The organism is Salarchaeum japonicum (genome assembly GCF_020614395.1).
In the GTDB taxonomy this organism is placed as follows: domain Archaea; phylum Halobacteriota; class Halobacteria; order Halobacteriales; family Halobacteriaceae; genus Salarchaeum; species Salarchaeum japonicum.
This window is the reverse complement of the sequence record NZ_CP085324.1, coordinates 1,282,828-1,299,698: the sequence shown is the minus strand read 5'-3', so window position 1 is coordinate 1,299,698 and position 16,871 is coordinate 1,282,828. Positions and strand designations below refer to the sequence as shown.

Genomic DNA, 16,871 nt, shown 5'->3' with positions numbered 1-16,871 from the left:
CGTCGTTTTGACGGGAAGGCGGACAGTGACGTCGGAGAGTGGCAGAGGACGCTCTCCGACCACATCAGTCTCGGAGCCGCCCCGATTGACGCCCGTTCAGCGACTATGTCAGTTCGAAGTGACCTCCACGTTGAAACCCCCACGGAGCCAATTATCGAGTAATGGACGACGACTCCCAACGCGCGACTGACGGGACTGACCATACGTATCACGGCGAAGACACACATAGTGGCCACGACGAGTCGCATACTGAGGGGCGGAGTGAACAGTCGCTCCTCGAAACAGAGGCTGAGCCCCAGCCTCCCCACGAAGAAGATCACGACACACACAGCCAGCACGGTGGCCATGACGGTCACGGTGGGATGCACGAAGGCCACGAGCAGATGTTCCGCCGGCGTTTCTTCGTCTCGACACTCCTCTCAATCCCCGTCCTCCTCTACAGCCCAACGCTTCAGGAGTGGCTTAGCTTCTCCGTTCCGGCGTTTCCTGGCAGTGAATGGGTCAACCCCGTTTTCGCAGTGATCGTATTCGCCTACGGTGGCATCCCCTTCCTGAAGATGGCTATCCCCGAGCTGAAAGACCGTGCGCCGGGGATGATGACGCTCATCTCCATGGCGATCTCCGTCGCGTTCGTCTACAGTTTGGCGAGCGTGGTCTTCCCGGCGCAGTCGGCGTTCTTCTGGGAGCTCGTGACGCTCATCGACATCATGCTGTTGGGCCACTGGATCGAGATGCGGTCGGTCCGGCGAGCCTCCAGCGCACTTGACGAACTGGCGAAGCTGATGCCCGATACCGCCGAACGCATCACCGATGGCGGCGACACCGAGTCCGTGCCAGTGAGCGACCTCTCCGAGGGCGACCTCGTACTCGTCCGACCGGGCGCGAGCATTCCTGCCGACGGAACGATCGAGGAGGGGGACTCCGAGGTCAACGAGTCGATGATCACGGGCGAGTCACAGCCGGTCTCGAAAGAACCCGGTGACGAGGTCATCGGCGGGACGATTAACGGCGACGGCAGCCTCCGGGTGCGCGTCGGCGCAACGGGCGAGGAGACGACGCTCGCCGGTATCATGCGGCTCGTCGAGGACGCCCAGCAGAGCACGTCCAAAACGCAAGTACTGGCTGACCGCGCGGCCGGCTGGCTGTTCTACGCCGCGCTCGGCGCTGCACTCGTCACCGCAATCGCGTGGACGGTCGCGGTCTCGTTCGATGCGACCGTCATCGAGCGCGTCGTTACCGTGCTCGTCATCGCCTGCCCACACGCGCTCGGTCTCGCCATTCCACTCGTTGTCGCGATAAACACCTCGCTCGCGGCGCGCAACGGGATGCTCGTTCGCGACCGCATCGCGATGGAGGACGCGCGGAACCTTGACGCGATTATCTTCGACAAGACAGGGACGCTCACCGAAGGCGAACACGGCGTCGTGGATATGGCGACCGTCAACGGCGTCGACGAGGACGACGCACTTCGGTTGGCGGCGGCTGTCGAGAGCGACTCCGAACACATGATCGCCCGAGCGATCCGCGAGGCCGCCGACGAGCGAGACCTCAGCGCCCCTGATGCGACCGCCTTCGAGGCGATCAAAGGACGGGGGGTTCGCGCGAAGGTCGACGGAAACGAGGTGTACGTTGGTGGGCCGAACCTGTTGACCCAGCTGGATAGCGAGATCCCCGACCATCTCCAGCGCTTCGCTGACGAGGCCGGACAGAACGCCCAGACTGTGGTGTATCTCGTTCGCGAGGGCGAGCGAAGCGAGCCCTCGGACAGAGCGAGCGGCGAAGCCGCGAGCCGCGACGGAGAGCTGATCGCCGCGTTCGCGATGGCCGACGTGATTCGCGAGGAGAGTTACCGCGTCGTCAACGCGCTCCACAATCTGGGTATCGAGGTCGCGATGCTGACCGGCGACTCGCAGGACGTCGCTGACGCCGTCGCCAGTGAACTCGGCATCGACACCGTGTTCGCGGAAGTTCTCCCCGAAGACAAGGACAAGAAAGTCCAGGAACTCCAGAATCAGGGGAAACTGGTGGGAATGGTCGGCGACGGCGTAAACGACGCGCCAGCGCTGGCACGCGCCGATGTCGGCATCGCCATCGGAAGCGGAACCGACGTCGCCGTGCAGTCAGCAGACATCATCCTCGTGCAGAACAATCCACTGGATGTCGTTCGACTGGTCACGCTGAGCAAGGCGAGCTATCGGAAGATGCAGGAGAACATCGTCTGGGCGGCCGGATACAACGTGTTCGCACTTCCGCTCGCAGCAGGCGTGTTAGCGCCGGTCGGGATTCTGTTATCCCCTGCTGTGGGCGCGCTTCTGATGTCGTTGAGCACGGTTATCGTCGCTATCAACGCCCAGTTGCTTCGCCGCATCGACCTGTCCATCCCCACGCACGCAGGGGATCCGTCCGGCACAGACACGCAGGCTGCGGACTGACACGCCTGCGGTTGCGACGCTTTCGAGCGAATCCAGTACACACGCACGCACTGGTCGCGTTTCGTTCCGCGTGTGGAACTATCGGTCGCCCGACAAACTCATCGAATCCTCGGCCCGTCCGGGACGCCGATCGATACGCGACGCCGAAAACGCCGACCCGAAAACAGTTCTGGCGGCCGCTAGCGGGTTCGCTCCATCGACGTTTCACTGCGGGTGCCGGAGGACTCCGTGGTAGGTGTGGTCGTCGGACTGACGGTCGTCGGCGTGGCGTTGGTGAGCCGGACGTTATCGAGGAAGCCGACGGCACCGGTTTCCCAGACGATATTGAATCCGACCGCGACGATACCGTCCGCGTCGTGAGTGACGTCGTAGACGAAGGTTTTCCAGCCAGCGGCGTCGTGGCCCGCCAGCGAGTGAGACCGGTCGAACTGCCGTTCTTCGAGACCGCTTTCGGGTTCGGGGCCGGTGTAGACGGCGGCTTGCAGGATTTCGTTGAACGACGTGGACACCTGGTAATCGACGGCGAGGTAGTCGTACTGGGAGAGGTCAACGGGTTGTTCCACCCAGACGGTACCGTCGTCCTGGCTTCCGTCGATGAACACCCGGAGGCTCGTCTCGCCGTCACTCGCGTACCGAGTGCTCACCCCCGCCTCGGAGGCGACCGGCCGCGTCCCCGGTTCGTTCGGGTCGTCGGGAAGCCGGCGGCCGACCGTCCAGCCCTGCCAGTCCGACTCGAAACTCCCGTTTCGAAGCGACGCGGACGGCGTCCGGGGCGTCGTCTGCTCGGAGTTCGTCGTTGACCCACGTGGTGTCGTGGAGTCTGCATCACCGAGTGAACTACAGCCAGCGAGGGTCGTTGCGAGGGCGCTACCGCCGAGCGCGAGGAGGGCACGTCGCTCCATACGAACCCCGACGACCGACGCCAGCATGTACCCGACGGACGGTCAAACAGCGATTTAATCGAACTCGGTGCGCGGGGCCGCTCGACACACCCACATCGTGTGAGCCGACACCACACTTTTTCACGGCGTCTGGAAAACCCTCACGCGTATGGGATTGGATACTGACACGATTCGGCGTGACTTCCCGATTCTCGACCGCAGCGTCAACGACACGCCGCTCGTCTACCTCGACAACGCCGCCACCACCCACACGCCAGCCCAGGTCTACGACACCTACGAGGACTACTACAGCCGGTACAACGCGAACGTCCACCGCGGCATCCACACGCTCAGCCACGAGGCATCCCGGGCCTACGAAGCCGCACACGACCGGCTCGCGGAGTTCGTCGGAGCCGACGGCCGCGAGGAGATCGTGTTCACGAAGAACACCACGGAGGCGATGAACCTCGTCGCCTACGGCTGGGGCGTCAACCGCCTCGACCCAGGTGACGCCATCGTCACCACGGAGATGGAGCACCACGCCTCCCTCGTCACCTGGCAGCAAATCGCCGAGAAAACCGGAGCCGACCTCCGCTACATCCGCGTGACCGCCGACGGCACCCTCGACATGGAGCACGCCCGCGAGCTCATCGACGACGATGTCGAACTCGTGTCGGTCGCGCACGTCTCGAACGTCCTCGGCACGGTCAACCCCGTCCGCGACCTCGCCGCGCTCACCCACGACCACGGCGGCGTCATCCTCGTCGACGGCGCGCAATCCGTCCCCACCCGCCCCGTCGACGTCGAAACGCTGGACGCGGACTTCCTCGCGTTCAGCGGGCACAAGATGGCCGGCCCGACGGGCATCGGCTGTCTCTACGGGAAGCGCCACCGGCTCGAAGCGATGGAGCCGTTCCTCTTCGGCGGCGAGATGATCAGTCACGTCACGTTCGACGACGCCTCGTGGAACGACCTCCCCTGGAAATTCGAAGCCGGCACCCCGCCAATCGCGGAAGGCATCGCGCTCGCCGCCGCCGCGGACTACCTCGACGACATCGGCATGGACGCCGTCCGCGAACACGAAGCCGCCCTCGCCCGATATCTCATCGACGAACTCGACGCCCGCGACGACATCGAGTACTACGGGCCACCCGGGGCTGTCGAGCGAAGCGGCTTGGTGTCGTTCAACGTCGATGGCGTCCACGGCCACGACCTCTCCGAACTCCTCGACGGCCACGGTATCGCCGTTCGCGCCGGCGACCACTGCACCCAACCACTCCACGACATCCTCGACGTCCCCGGCTCCGTCCGCGCGTCCTTCTACGTCTACAACACCCGCAGCGAAATCGACACCCTCCTCGACGCACTCGAAGACGCCCAGCGGAAACGCGACCACCTCCTCACCGACCGCTACCACGACCTAATCGCCGAGTACTACCATAATCCGACGAACCCGGACGGAATCGAGAACCCGACGTTCAGAAAGCACTCCGCGGAAACGAGTTGTGGTGACGAAGGCGAGTTCCACGTCCGGATAGACGAGTCGGGGCGTATCGAGGCGATGGGCTTCCGGAGCGACTCCTGCGCCGTCAGTCAGGCCGTCGCCAGCCTCCTCGCCGACCACCTCACCGGCGCGCACGTCCGCGACCTCACCGACCTCTCCGGAACCGTCGACGCCCTCCTCGACGGCGACTTCCCCGACATGCGCCGCGACTGCGTCGTCGGCCCCGAAGACGTCCTCCAAGCCGGCGCGCGCGAACACCTCACAGACCCGTAGAACCGGGGATAGACGCCAGCACGTGGCGTTCCCTCCGACGCGTGTGCAGAGCGCGGGTGTCGCTGACGCGAGCGAACGGCCGCTCGGCCGGCCGTCCATTCGTTCTGGGGCGTCGTCTGACTTTGCGGGTGCGTATAGCGAACAGTCTTATCCCCGTGACTTCGTAACGCACTAGAGAACGACAACAATGGGTCTGCGCGAATTTGTCGATGAACCGGGGGAGAGCGACCTGTCGCTTGCGGTGGTGAACAGGCAGGCACCGCGTCCGGTTCAACAACTATTAGAACGGATGTTCGTCGGGCAGGAGGTGACTGTTCAAGAGCGAACCCTCGAAGACGCGAACGAGGACGTGGTGTATCTCCTCGACGAGGGGGATGTCGTCGCCAAGTCCCCGTTGGGCGCGGTGCAAGACTCGATTCTGGTGGTGAACTCAGACCTCTACAAGACCGGGACGCGGAAGCCTGAGGACGTCGAGTTGCCGGCCGTCATCGACGGGCTGGCAAACACACCGTTTCGCTTGCGAGGCCACCCCACGTCGGACAAAGAAAAACTCCTTCTCATCACCGTCTCCCGATACATCGAACGACTGGCGCTGGAGACCGACGGTGGGACGCATCGAGCGTCGTTCCAGCGCCTCTCACGCATCAACGACGAACAGGGAACCAGAGCAGTGTACGAACGGCTGGCTGACACCGACACAGAGACGCACGTGTACGGAATGCCGGACTGGACACCGCCGCCGGAATTCGACGTGACGATGCACGGCGGCTGGAACGAGGACTTCCGAACGTCCTGGTTCGTCGTCCACGTCCCAGCGGATAGCTCCCGCCCCCACGCCGCACTCGTCGCAATCGAAGTCGAGTCGGGCACCTGGGACGGACTCTGGACGTACGACACGGACACCGTTCAACAGCTCAACCGCTACATCGAACGCGAACTGTAAGCTAGCCAGAGTGAGTTCTGGTCTCCGGCCCGTTCGATGGTCGCAGCCATAGCGGGCGTCACGGGCGGCGGTGGCGCGCAATCAGCAGACCATTACCGTGTCGGCCCCTTGAGTGCGTATGACCGACCGGGATGCCCTTCCTGAATCGAGCGCTCTCCCAAGGGCACAGACGATCGACATCCTCCATATCGACGACGACGCCGGTTTCTGCGAGCTCGTTGCCGCGTTCCTCGAACGCGAACGCGAGCACTTCACCGTCCATTCTGCGACCGAGCCTCGGGCGGCGTTGGAGCGGCTCGCTGACGGCGAGCTATCCGTGGACTGTATCGTGAGCGACTACGACATGCCCGACTTGGACGGACTCACGCTCCTCAAGCGCGTTCGTGATACGCACCCCGAGCTTCCGTTCATCCTCTTCACGGGCAAGGGGAGCGAGGAAATCGCGAGCGAGGCGATCACGGCCGGCGTGACGGACTACCTCCAGAAGGCGGGTGGCACGGAACAGTACAGCGTCCTCGCGAACCGGATTCAGAACGCCGTCGACGGCGTCCGGGCGGAACGCTACCTGAACCGCGGACTCGAAGCCATCGAAACGGCACGCGACGGAATCGCCATCCTCGACGAGACGGGCGCAATCGAGTACGTCAATTCCGCGTGGGCGGACATCCTCGGCTACGACCGCGACGAGTTGCTCGGCACGCACTGGGAGGCCTTCTATCGCGAGGAGGACATCCAGCAGGTCTACGACGTGCTACTGCCGGAAGCGCGGCAGGGCCGGTGGCGCGGCACGACCTCGTTCGTCCGGAAGAACGGCGACGAGATCACTGCCGAACACACGCTCTCGTATACGGACGACGGCTCGTTGATCTGCACGCTCTCACCTCTGCCGAGTAAGACGGACGCCGGGAACGCGTCCCTGAAGGAACGCGCGATGGACGAAGCGCCACTCGGCATCCTGCTGACCGACCCCCATCAGGACGATAACCCGGTCGTGTACGCGAACGAGGCGTTCACCGGACTCACGGGCTACGAGCGAGCCGAGGTTCTCGGCCGGAACTGTCGGTTCCTCCAGGGCGAGGACACGGCTGACGAACCGGTCGCCGCACTCCGCGAAGCCGTCGAAAACAGGGAGGCGACGACGGTCGAGTTGCGGAACTACCGGGCGGACGGGACGGCGTTCTGGAACCGCGTCCGCATCGCTCCCTTGTTCGACGACGCCGGCGACCTCGAACTGTTCGTCGGGTTCCAGGACGACGTAACGGAGCAAAAACAGTACGAACGGCAGTTGCAGACGCAGACCGCGCGACTGGAGGCGCTGTTCGAACACTCCCCGGACATGTTCGCCGTGCACGACATCAACGGCGTCATCCGGGACGTGAACCAGCGATTCTGTGACGAACTCGGGTACAGCGAGGACGAACTCCTCGGGCGGACGGTCTGGAACCTCGACCAGTCCGCCGACCGCGACCGGGCGACGGCGTTCTGGAAGTCGATGACGCCGAACACGCCGCGCCGGTTCGAGGGCGAACTCGAACGGCGCGACGGAACGACGCTCCCGGTCGAAGTCCATCTCATCCGCCTCAACCTGGAGGGAAAAGACCGGTTCGTGGCGATGGACCGCGACATCAGCGAGCAGAAGCGGCGTGAGCGCGAACTCGTCCAGCACAACGAGCGCCTGGAGCGGTTCACGAGCGTCGTGAGTCACGACCTGCGGAACCCGCTCCAGGTCGCGGACGGCCACGTGGAGTTGCTACGCGACGAGTGCGAGAGCGAGCACATCGAGAAGATCTCGGACGCGTTGGGGCGGATGGACGCGCTGATAGACGACTTGCTGGCGCTCGCGCGCGCCGGCGAGGACGCGATGGAGACGGAGCCGGTTTCGCTGGCGGCGATGGCGCGGGCGTGCTGGGAGGCGATTTCAGCGCCGGACGCGTCGCTCTCCGTCGAGACCGCGCGCACCGTCGAGGCGGACCGCGACCAGCTCCAGCAACTCCTCACGAACCTCCTGCAGAACGCGGTCGACCACGGCGGCGCGGACGTGTCGGTGACGGTCGGGGAGACGGAGGCGGGGTTCTACGTCGCCGACGACGGACGCGGGTTCCCGGACGCCGCGCAATCGAGGCTGTTCGAGGCGGGGTACACGACCGCCGACGCGGGAACCGGGTTCGGGCTCAGCATCGTCGCGGAAGTCGTCGACCGACACGACTGGGAGATCACGGCGACGAACGGCGCGGATGGCGGGGCGCGGTTCGAAATCCGCACCGACGACCCGCCACGATAGCGCGTCGCGAGACCACCGGTTCTTCGGTCGGGCGGTCGAACCCGCGTGGTCGTTCGGGGACGTGCGCGTACGAGAGCTAGTGCGTACTGGCGCTTAAACGCCCGCGTCGGGTACTCGAACCTGGGAACCGGCTCAGCAATTAATACCGCGGCCCGCGAACGCTGACGCATGTTCACGCCCGTGACCGTCCTCGACCCGGGATGGCTCGCGTTCCTCTCGCCGGAACTCGCGAGCCGCGCGCAGTTCGGCTGGACGATATCCGTCCACATCCTGTTCGCCGCGCTCTCCGTCGGACTCGCGCCCTTCATCGTCTACTTCACGTGGAAGGACGTGCGAACGGGCGACGAGCGGTTCGCGCGCCTGCGGTCGTTCTGGGTGAAAGTGTTCGCCGCCGGGTTCGTCATGGGTACCGTCACCGGGATTCCGATGAGCTTCCAGTTCGGCACGAACTTCCCGCGGTTCGCCGAGGTGGCCGGCGAACTCATCGGCGGCCCGCTCGCCTTCGAGGCGAAGATGGCGTTCTTCCTCGAAGCCGTCTTCCTCGGCGTCCTCCTGTACGGCCGCGACCGCGTCGGCGACCGGACGTACGTCCTCTCCTCGGTGCTCGTGGGGTTCGGCGCGTGGCTGTCGGGGTTCTGGATTCTCGTCGTCAACGCGTGGATGCAGACGCCGCAGGGCTACGAGATGGTCGTCCGCAACGGCCTCGAAATCGCACAGCTCACCGACCCGATTGCGGCGTTCTTCACGCCGCGGCTGCCGTGGATGTACGTCCACATGATAAACGCCTCCGTCATCTCGGTCGCGCTCTTGGTCGCGGGCGTCTCCGCGTACATCGTCTGGAAGAAACGCGACGCCGCCGCGTGGAACACGGCGTTGAAAGTGGCGGTCGTGGTGTTACTCGTCTCCGCGCCGTTCCAGGCGCTGCACGGCGACGCGTACGGCCGGCACGTCGAGGACACCCAGCCGCAGAAGTTCGCCGCGATGGAAGCCCACTACGAGACCGGGCAGGCAGACCTCCACTTGCTCGCGTTCCCGACCTCCATCGACGCCATCTCTGACCCGCGCGCCGAGAACCTCTTCACCGTGAGCCTCCCCGGGGTCGGGTCGTTCCTCGCCAGCGGCGGCGACTTCGACGCCACCGTCCTCGGACTGAACGAGTACGAGGAGAACCCGCCGGTCGCGCTCGTCTTCTGGTCGTTCCGCGTGATGGTCGGGCTCGGGTTCCTGTTCATCGCGCTCGCGCTCTGGGGGGCGTTCCTCCTCTACCGCGGCCGGCTATCCGAGAGCGACCGCTACCTGAAGGCGATGGTCGTCGCGTCACCGCTCGGGTACGCCGCCCTGCTCACCGGCTGGTACGTCGCCGAAATCGGCCGCCAGCCCTGGGTGATTCAGGGCGAACTCAAGACGAACGACGCGGTGTCCGCGGCGCTCTCCGGCACCGACGCCACCCTGACGCTCGCCGCGTTCGTCGTCGTCTATGTCGCGCTCATCGCGACCGCGCTCTACGTGTTGAAGTGGCTGATTCGCGGGGAACTCCGCGACCTCGGCGCGACCGACGACGCCGACGACGGCTGGCGCGGCCCACTCCCGGAGGTGAACGAGAATGACTGACTGGCTCCCCGTCGACGCCTACCTCGTCGAATCGCTCCCCGAAGTCTGGTTCGGCGCGGTCATGTTCGCGCTCGGGATGTACCTCGTGCTCGACGGCTTCGACTTCGGCATCGGCATCCTGTACGCGACCCTCGACGACGAACACGACCGGGAGACCTTCCTCGCGGCGTTCGGGCCGGTGTGGGACGCCAATGAAGTCTGGCTCGTCGCGTTCGGCACCATGCTCCTCGCGGCGTTCCCCCGCGTGTACTCGCGGTTGCTCGCCGACCACTACCTGCTCGCCATCGGGTTCGTCCTCGCGTTGCTGTTCCGCGGCCTCGGCCCGGAACTCCGCGAGCAACGCGACGACGACCGCTGGAAGCGCTACTGCGACCTCTCGTTCGTCGCGGGGAGCGCGCTCGCGCCGCTCCTGTTCGGCGTGCTCGCCGGACGCTGGGTGTTCGACGCCCCCACGCTCTCGCTCCCCGCCGTGTTGACCGGGGTCGGGCTGGTCGCGGTTTCGGTCGTCACGGGCGCGGCGTTCCTCGCGGCGAAGACCGACCCCGGCCTCGCCCGGCCGCTCCGCCGGTACGGCATCGGTGCGACCGCCGCGTACCTGGGCGGCGTGGTGGCGTTGCTTGCGGTCGTCGTCCTCACCGACGCGGGCGGAGCCGCCGACGTGATTCTGTCGTGGCCGGTCGCCGCGCTGGTCGCCGCCTCCGTCCTGAGCGGCGTCGCCGGGAGCGTGTTCGCCCTGCGCGGCCGGTACCGCGCGTGGCTGGCGAGCGCGCTCACCATGCCCGCGCTGTTGACCGTGCTCGTCGCCGTCCTGCTCTATCCGACGGTCTATCCGGCGACCGGGCTGACCGTCAGGGAGGCCGTCGTCTCGCCGCTGGCGCTCAACCTCACCACCGTCCTCGGGTTCCCCGTGCTCCTGCTGGTGCTCTGGTACTTCAAATTCCTCTACGGCGTGTTCAGCGGGCCGATAGAGGCAGACGGCTACGGCGAATAATCCCGTTCGTTCGGGCTACGAGTGCGTCTCGTAGGCGTCGACGAGCCGGCTCCCGAAGCCGCGTTCGCGTTCGAGGTCGGTGATTTCGGCGCGGAGCGCGCGCTGCGCGTCGTCGATGGCGGATTCGGGGACGTCCGCGAGTTCCTCGATGTCGTCGCGGTCGGCGCGATGGACGACCCGCCACCCGCGCTCGGGGTCGAACGCGACGCCGCGAACGCCCTGGGTCGTGATAAGGACGACGGCGACGACGAGCGTCTCCTCGACGGCCTCGAACTCGAACCGCTCGACGGGCCGCACCGCGACGAACGTACCCGACTCGTCGAGCGCCGCGACTTCCCGTCCCGTCAGCGGTCGCGACGGAAGCGACGACAAATCCATATCGGAACCCTCGGCGTCGAACGCCCTCGGCCTTTCGATTCCCCCACCGGGCGGGTCGCGCGGCGGCGTGGTGTCAGTTCCGGTGCTCGGACTCGCTGGGCCGCCAGCCGCGGAGGAAGGCGACGCAGACTCCGCCGACGGTCGCGCCGAAGACGAGCGTGGTGGTGCGGAGGACGAGCACGGCGGCGGCCGCGGGCGCGCTCGGCGCGGCGGTCACGAGCACGAGCGCGCCGCCGAGGAGGAGGTCGTACGCGCCGAGACTCCCCGGAATCGGGACGGCGCTCGCGACCTGCGGGAGCGGGACGACGACGAGAATCGGGAGAAGGGCGACGGGGTGGCCGACGCCGTGGAGGGCGACCCAGAGCGCGAGCGCGGTGGCGAACTGTTCGAGCACGCCCCCGAGCGCGACGAGCGCGAGGAGCCCAGGTGTTCCGCGGAACGCGAGGACGCGCTCCCAGAACCGTTCGACCGCACGCCGGACGGTCGCGCGGTCGTGCGGGCGGTCGCGATAGAGCGCGGACACCCGAACCACGAGCGGCGTCAAGACGGCGACGAGCAGGCGGGAGAGGAGGTCGCGGGACGCGAGCGCGAGCGCGCCCACGAGCAGGAGGCCGCCGACGGCGACGCCGAGCACGGTGAGAACGCCGCTGGCGTCCGGCGCGTCGAAGAGCACGAGCACACCGAGCACGGCGGCGAACGCGACCTGCGCGCCCGACTTGACGTACTTCGCGACCGACCGCACGCCGAGCGCGTCAGAGTACCCGGTGTCGGTCGCGACGCCGATGAAGCGCGCCATAATCGGCTCCGAGGTGACGGGGCCGGCGGGACTCACGATGTCGAAGAAGTCGCCGGCGAGCGCGAACCGCACGCTCTCCGGCGGGGAGAGACCGCCGTTCAGGGGCCGAACGGACGCCCAGACGCCGACGCCGTCCACGACGCCCTCGACCACGACGAGCGCGACGACGACGGCGAACAGGCCGAGGTCGAGTCGGGTGGCGCGCGCGAGCACGGCGTCCGCGCCGACCGCGTACACGTAGCCCGCGAGAACCCCCAGTCCGAGGAGCGCCCCGACCAGGAACCGGAGTGAGCGACGCACGTCCGCCAGTCCGCGGACGACGTGCAAAAACGCTCCGGGGTCGAGTTCAGACAGCGACCCTCCCGACTACTCGCGCGCGCCGTCGAATTCGACGGAGACGCTGAACGCGCCGTCAGCGCGGAGCGCCACGGCCAGCGCGATATCGTGGGGCGCGTCCCCGGGCGGCGTGCCCCGGTCGAGAATCTCCGGTGTGTCGAGAACGCGGTCGGTTCCGACGGGGCCGTGAGCGAGGACAGTGTACCGGTTCGGTTCCACGGTCACGTCTTCGAGTACGCGTTCTGCGTCCCCAGGCACTGAAACCGTCTTCCAGCACGCCACGGCGTCGTCCGCGGAAACCACGACGGTGACGGTCTGCGCGTCCGGCCGGAAATTGTAGACGCCGATACGGCGAATCCGAACCTCCTCGGGCGCGCTCCGAAGCCGCGAACACCCCGCGAGTCCGAGCACGCCACCGCTCCCGAGAGCGCACACGAAGTCCCGTCTCTCCATTACCGGCCGTCGTATCTGGAACGTGATAAAAGTCACATCAACGAGGGCTAAGAGGTTCGAAGCGGTATCCAGAGACACGTCGGAGTGTCGCGCCGACTGCGAACCCGAGGGTGCCGACGGTGAGCGCGGCGAGACAGCCGGCGACGAGAGCCAGGCCGAGAAGCCGCGGGAGGCTCGGTAGCGCGCCAGTAACGCCGATGCCGCCGTAGTTCAGTACGAGGCCGCAGACGGCCGCGAACGCCACGCCCCAGCTCACGACGAGCGCCCCCGTGGCGTAGGCTTGCGCGACGACGAGCGCGAGGTGGACGGGCCACTCGTAGCCGGTGAACGCGTTCACGGCCGCGAAGTAGAGGAGCGACCCGGCGAACACGAGCGCGACGAGCAGACTCCACCGCCGCGTCCGTTCGGGTGTCGGCCCGAAGAGGAGCGCGCGTAACGACGTGAAGGCCATGCGCGGCCATGTGAGCGCCACCCGCAAAAGCCCTCGCTCGGTGAACTGTTCCGGAGGCGTGTCGGCGCGCGGGCGTTATTCGAGGTGGACGTTGGTGAGTTCGAACTGCGCGCCGCCGTCCGGGCTTTCGGTGGCGCGAATCGTCCAGCCGTGTGCGTCCGCGCACTGGCTGGCGATTGCGAGGCCGAAGCCGGTGCCGGTGTCGGTGGTGGTGTAGCCGGTTTCGAAGACGCGGTCGCGTTCGTGTTCGGGGATGCCGGGGCCGTCGTCCGCGATAGTGATGGTGGCGTCGTGGGCGTTGACGGTGACTGTGTCGCCGCCGTGCTCGACGGCGTTCCGGAAGAGGTTTTCGAGGAGTTGCTGGAGGACGCCGCGGTTGGCGTACACCGTCGCGGTGGTCGCGATGTCGAGCGTCGCGCCGTCGGTGGGGACGTTCCGCCAGGCGTCCTCGATGACGGCGGCGAGGTCGAGGGGCGTGTCGGCGTCCACGCGGTCGCCCTGTCGGGCGAGCGCGAGGATGTCCTCGATGAGGTCGTGCATGCGTTCGTGCGCGTGAGCGACCTTGTCGAGGGCGTCCGGGTCGCCGGTTTCGCGCGCGAGGTCGAGGTAGCCGTCCGCGACCGTCAGGGGGTTGCGGAGGTCGTGGCTGACGACGCTCGCGAACTCCTCCAGGCGGTCGTTCTGCCGGGTGAGTTCGCGCTCGCTCTCCTTCTGCGCCGTGACGTCCTGCACCGCGCCGCGGAGGGTGGTGACCGCGCCGTCCTCGACTATCGGGACGCCCTGGATGCGGAGCCATCGGAGTTCTCCGCAGGGAGTGTGGAAGCGGGCTTCGACGTCGAAGGGCTCGCCGTCCGCGAGCGCGGTCTCGATGGCGTTCTCGACGACGGGACGGTCGTCCTCGTGGTAGATGGAGAGCGCTTCGTCAATCGTCGGTTCGTCGTCGTAGTCGGCGCGGATGAGGTCGAAGAGGTGGTCGGTCCAGAACACCTCCATCGTCTCGGCGTCGACCTCCCAGCCGGCGACGTCCGCGATGTGTTCGGTTTTTTCGAGGAGGCCGCGCATCCGCGCGAGTTCGCGTTCGCGTCGCTTGCGCTCGGTGATGTCGCGGTTGTTCGTGATGACGCCCTCGATGACGGGATGGTCGAGGTGGTTGCGGCCGCGGACTTCCAGCCACCGCCACTCGCCGTCCGCCGTCCGGAACCGTCCCTCGGCGGTGACGGAGTCCTCGGGGGTTTCGACGAGCTGGAGGAAGGTCTCGAAGAGGCCGGGGCGGTCGTTGGGGTGGACGATGTCGAACCCGTTCTGTCCGACGAGTTCGCCGGGTTCGTACCCGAGGGTGCGCGTGACGGACGGACTCTGGTACTTGAGGGTGCCGTCCGCGTTGAGGACGGTGATGATGTCCGTGGAGCGTTCGAGGTAGGCCTCGTAGCGTTCGAGTTCGCGCTCCCGCGTCTTCCGCTCGGTGATGTCGCGCGTGAACCCGCCGACGTGCGTCACGGTGCCCGCGTCGTCCGTTATCGGCTCGCCCTTGATCCAGAGGTCGCGCGTCCCCTCGTCCGTCGTCTCCACGCCGACCTCGATGTCCACCGAGACGCCGTCGGAGAGCGCCGTCATCGCGTCTTCGAGCCGCGGCCGGTCGCGCTCCCGAACCGCGTCCAGGAACCCCATCGCGTCGTCGTCGAGACCGTCGGTCGGCTGCCCGAACACGTCCTCGTAGGCGTCGTTGACGAACACGAGCTCCGCCCAGTCCGCCGTGAACAGCCAGAGCACGTCCGTCGTTCGGTCCGCGAGTTCGGAGAACAATCGCTGGACGTCGTTCATCGTCGCTTCCGCGCGGTCGTGCTCCACGAGCGTCACGATGCGGTTCGCGAGCACGCCGTAGTGGTCGATACCCGCTTCCTTCTGCATGTAATCGCTCGCACCCGCCGTAATCGCGTCGCTCGCGACCTCCTCCGACCCCTTTCCCGTGTAGAGGATGAACGGCACGTGGGGATGCGTCTCGCGGAGCGTCCGGAGGAACTCGACGCCGGTACGCCCCGGCATCTCGTAATCCGACACCACGCAATCGAACGGTTCGTCCCGCACGAGCGCGAGCGCCGCATCGACGCTGTTCGCGGTCGTGACCGCCAATCGGTCGTTCACGCGCTCCAACGCCGTCGCGACCAGGTCGGTGAGCGCCGGGTCGTCGTCCACGTGCAACACTCGAATCTCGGACGTGGACTCCGCGGACGCCGTCAACTCGGACATCACGCGCACGCCCCGGAACCGACGACACCGCTCTCGACGACACCGGCGGCGTACCCGCGGACGAACTGACCGAGTGACGCGTACCTCATAGTGTGACACGCTGGTGATGCGCCGCGAGCGAACCGCGGACGCACCCAACAGATGATACGATAGGTAGCCGCCGCGGCGGTAAATACCTATCCCACACGCAGACCGGCGTCGAGCGCGTCGTCGCGGGGTCAGGCGTCGGGGAGCGCGTCGAGGACGCGTTCGAACCGTTCGCGCACGTCCGCCGCAATTCCGTCCAGGTCGGGGTTGTCGACGACGGAGAGCATGACTTCGGGGTCGACGGCGCTCACGCCGATGTCGCCGTCGTCCGTCTCGTAGACGACGACGTTACACGGGAGGAGCGCGCCGACCTGCGGTTCTTCGCCGAGGGCGTCCCGGGCGAGCGGCGGGTTGCAGGCACCGAGGATTCGGTACTGGCGGAACTCGGCGTCCAGTTTCTCCGCGAACGTCTGTTGGACGTCGATGTCGCAGAGGACGCCGAATTCCTCTTCGGACAGGGCGTCCATCGTCTGTTCGACGACTTCGTCGAACGCACCGCCGACACGTTTGTCCAGAGTATAGGACATACTGCACAATACAACTGCATCGGTAATAGGTATTGTGCCGCTGTTCGGTCGAAGGGTCGTGCGTGATGGTGCGCGACCGGCGGGATGGAACGCGTCGCGGAAGTCCGGCGGCTATATCAGGAGCTGGATGTCGGCGTCGGCCATGTCCTGGATGGCCGTGGCAGCGCCGACGCCGGTCGTCACGCCGTCGTAGAAGTCGTCCTCGTCGTAGTCCATGAGGTCGATGGTCATCTGGCACGCCTGGAATTCGACGCCCATGTCGAGGGAGGTGTCGATGAGTTCCTCGATGGTGGCGGTGTCGTTGTCGGCGATGCGTCGCTCCATCATCTTCGTGGTGACGCGATCCATCCCGGGGAGCGCGCCGACCGCGTTCGGAACCGGCATGTTGGGGTTGCCGACCGAGCTGAGCTTGAGGTCTTTCGAGCGCTCCTCGTGGAGGATGTCGAGCCCCCAGAACGTGTGGAACACCGTGACCTCGTAGCCGAACGCGGCGGCGGTGCTGGCGAGGATGAGCGGCGGGTACGCCATGTCGAGCGTGCCCTTCGTCGCGATGATGCTCATCTTCCGCTGGCCGTCGTCTGTCGCCGCGAGTTGTCGTTCGAGTTCGTCGATGCGCGCGGCGAGTTCCGCACGCGAGGGCGCGTCGTCCGCCGGCGTGTCGGGCGTGTCCGTGCTCATCG

At 66.7% G+C, this 16,871-nt stretch carries 14 protein-coding genes; 6 read left to right on the top strand and 8 right to left on the bottom strand.

Features of this window, described 5'->3' with window-relative positions:
• The first annotated feature begins 161 nt into the window (after positions 1-161).
• Positions 162-2,432: a heavy metal translocating P-type ATPase gene (locus LI334_RS07360; RefSeq protein ID WP_227259745.1), complete on the top strand. Its 2,271-nt coding sequence runs from the start codon at positions 162-164 to the stop codon at positions 2,430-2,432.
• Between the two features lie 179 nt (positions 2,433-2,611).
• On the opposite strand, the gene LI334_RS07355 is transcribed toward LI334_RS07360, so the two are convergent.
• Positions 2,612-3,334, bottom strand: a complete 723-nt coding sequence (locus LI334_RS07355) for a hypothetical protein (RefSeq protein WP_227259744.1) — start codon at positions 3,332-3,334, stop codon at positions 2,612-2,614.
• Between the two features lie 148 nt (positions 3,335-3,482).
• On the opposite strand from LI334_RS07355, the gene LI334_RS07350 reads away from it, so the two are divergent.
• The 5 genes from LI334_RS07350 to LI334_RS07325 all read left to right on the top strand — a co-directional run bounded on the left by LI334_RS07350 (position 3,483) and on the right by LI334_RS07325 (position 10,916).
• Positions 3,483-5,090, top strand: a complete 1,608-nt coding sequence (locus tag LI334_RS07350; RefSeq protein WP_406675853.1) for a SufS family cysteine desulfurase — start codon at positions 3,483-3,485, stop codon at positions 5,088-5,090.
• A gap of 187 nt (positions 5,091-5,277) precedes the next feature.
• Entirely contained in the window at positions 5,278-6,033 is a 756-nt protein-coding gene (locus tag LI334_RS07340) for a DICT sensory domain-containing protein (RefSeq protein ID WP_343750094.1), read from the top strand.
• A 118-nt stretch (positions 6,034-6,151) separates the two neighbouring features.
• A complete protein-coding gene (locus LI334_RS07335) occupies positions 6,152-8,314 on the top strand; it encodes a PAS domain S-box protein (protein WP_227259742.1) in 2,163 nt (720 codons plus the stop codon).
• Between the two features lie 168 nt (positions 8,315-8,482).
• Positions 8,483-9,925, top strand: a complete 1,443-nt coding sequence (locus LI334_RS07330) for a cytochrome ubiquinol oxidase subunit I (RefSeq protein WP_227259741.1) — start codon at positions 8,483-8,485, stop codon at positions 9,923-9,925.
• A complete protein-coding gene (locus LI334_RS07325; protein ID WP_227259740.1) occupies positions 9,918-10,916 on the top strand; it encodes a cytochrome d ubiquinol oxidase subunit II in 999 nt (332 codons plus the stop codon). The genes LI334_RS07330 and LI334_RS07325 overlap by 8 nt, the downstream gene beginning before the upstream one ends.
• A 15-nt stretch (positions 10,917-10,931) precedes the next feature.
• On the opposite strand, the gene LI334_RS07320 is transcribed toward LI334_RS07325, so the two are convergent.
• The 7 genes from LI334_RS07320 to LI334_RS07290 all read right to left on the bottom strand — a co-directional run bounded on the left by LI334_RS07320 (position 10,932) and on the right by LI334_RS07290 (position 16,869).
• Positions 10,932-11,294: a hypothetical protein gene (locus LI334_RS07320; RefSeq protein WP_227259739.1), complete on the bottom strand. Its 363-nt coding sequence runs from the start codon at positions 11,292-11,294 to the stop codon at positions 10,932-10,934.
• Positions 11,295-11,367: 73 nt separating this feature from the next.
• Complete coding sequence (locus LI334_RS07315) at positions 11,368-12,390, bottom strand: lysylphosphatidylglycerol synthase domain-containing protein (protein ID WP_227259738.1); 1,023 nt, start codon at positions 12,388-12,390, stop codon at positions 11,368-11,370.
• A gap of 66 nt (positions 12,391-12,456) precedes the next feature.
• Complete coding sequence (locus tag LI334_RS07310) at positions 12,457-12,879, bottom strand: hypothetical protein (RefSeq protein WP_227259737.1); 423 nt, start codon at positions 12,877-12,879, stop codon at positions 12,457-12,459.
• 37 nt (positions 12,880-12,916) lie between these two features.
• A complete protein-coding gene (locus tag LI334_RS07305) occupies positions 12,917-13,330 on the bottom strand; it encodes a hypothetical protein (protein WP_227259736.1) in 414 nt (137 codons plus the stop codon).
• A 75-nt stretch (positions 13,331-13,405) separates the two neighbouring features.
• Positions 13,406-15,577 carry a hybrid sensor histidine kinase/response regulator gene (locus LI334_RS07300; protein ID WP_227259735.1) on the bottom strand — a complete coding sequence of 724 codons (2,172 nt, stop codon included), beginning with the start codon at positions 15,575-15,577 and terminating at the stop codon, positions 13,406-13,408.
• Positions 15,578-15,795: 218 nt separating this feature from the next.
• The gene (locus LI334_RS07295) at positions 15,796-16,191 is read right to left on the bottom strand and encodes a DUF302 domain-containing protein (protein ID WP_227259734.1); all 396 of its coding nucleotides are present in this window, start codon (positions 16,189-16,191) and stop codon (positions 15,796-15,798) included.
• A gap of 111 nt (positions 16,192-16,302) precedes the next feature.
• Complete coding sequence (locus tag LI334_RS07290; protein WP_227259733.1) at positions 16,303-16,869, bottom strand: DsrE/DsrF/DrsH-like family protein; 567 nt, start codon at positions 16,867-16,869, stop codon at positions 16,303-16,305.
• Positions 16,870-16,871: the final 2 nt, after the last annotated feature.

Coding starts and splice junctions, on each gene's coding strand:
- LI334_RS07360 (WP_227259745.1), top strand. CDS start 162: ATGGACGACGACTCCCAACGCGCGACTGACGGGACTGACCATACGTAT.
- LI334_RS07355 (WP_227259744.1), bottom strand. CDS start 3,334: ATGGAGCGACGTGCCCTCCTCGCGCTCGGCGGTAGCGCCCTCGCAACG.
- LI334_RS07350 (WP_406675853.1), top strand. CDS start 3,483: ATGGGATTGGATACTGACACGATTCGGCGTGACTTCCCGATTCTCGAC.
- LI334_RS07340 (WP_343750094.1), top strand. CDS start 5,278: ATGGGTCTGCGCGAATTTGTCGATGAACCGGGGGAGAGCGACCTGTCG.
- LI334_RS07335 (WP_227259742.1), top strand. CDS start 6,152: ATGACCGACCGGGATGCCCTTCCTGAATCGAGCGCTCTCCCAAGGGCA.
- LI334_RS07330 (WP_227259741.1), top strand. CDS start 8,483: ATGTTCACGCCCGTGACCGTCCTCGACCCGGGATGGCTCGCGTTCCTC.
- LI334_RS07325 (WP_227259740.1), top strand. CDS start 9,918: ATGACTGACTGGCTCCCCGTCGACGCCTACCTCGTCGAATCGCTCCCC.
- LI334_RS07320 (WP_227259739.1), bottom strand. CDS start 11,294: ATGGATTTGTCGTCGCTTCCGTCGCGACCGCTGACGGGACGGGAAGTC.
- LI334_RS07310 (WP_227259737.1), bottom strand. CDS start 12,879: ATGGAGAGACGGGACTTCGTGTGCGCTCTCGGGAGCGGTGGCGTGCTC.
- LI334_RS07305 (WP_227259736.1), bottom strand. CDS start 13,330: ATGGCCTTCACGTCGTTACGCGCGCTCCTCTTCGGGCCGACACCCGAA.
- LI334_RS07300 (WP_227259735.1), bottom strand. CDS start 15,577: ATGTCCGAGTTGACGGCGTCCGCGGAGTCCACGTCCGAGATTCGAGTG.
- LI334_RS07295 (WP_227259734.1), bottom strand. CDS start 16,191: ATGTCCTATACTCTGGACAAACGTGTCGGCGGTGCGTTCGACGAAGTC.
- LI334_RS07290 (WP_227259733.1), bottom strand. CDS start 16,869: ATGAGCACGGACACGCCCGACACGCCGGCGGACGACGCGCCCTCGCGT.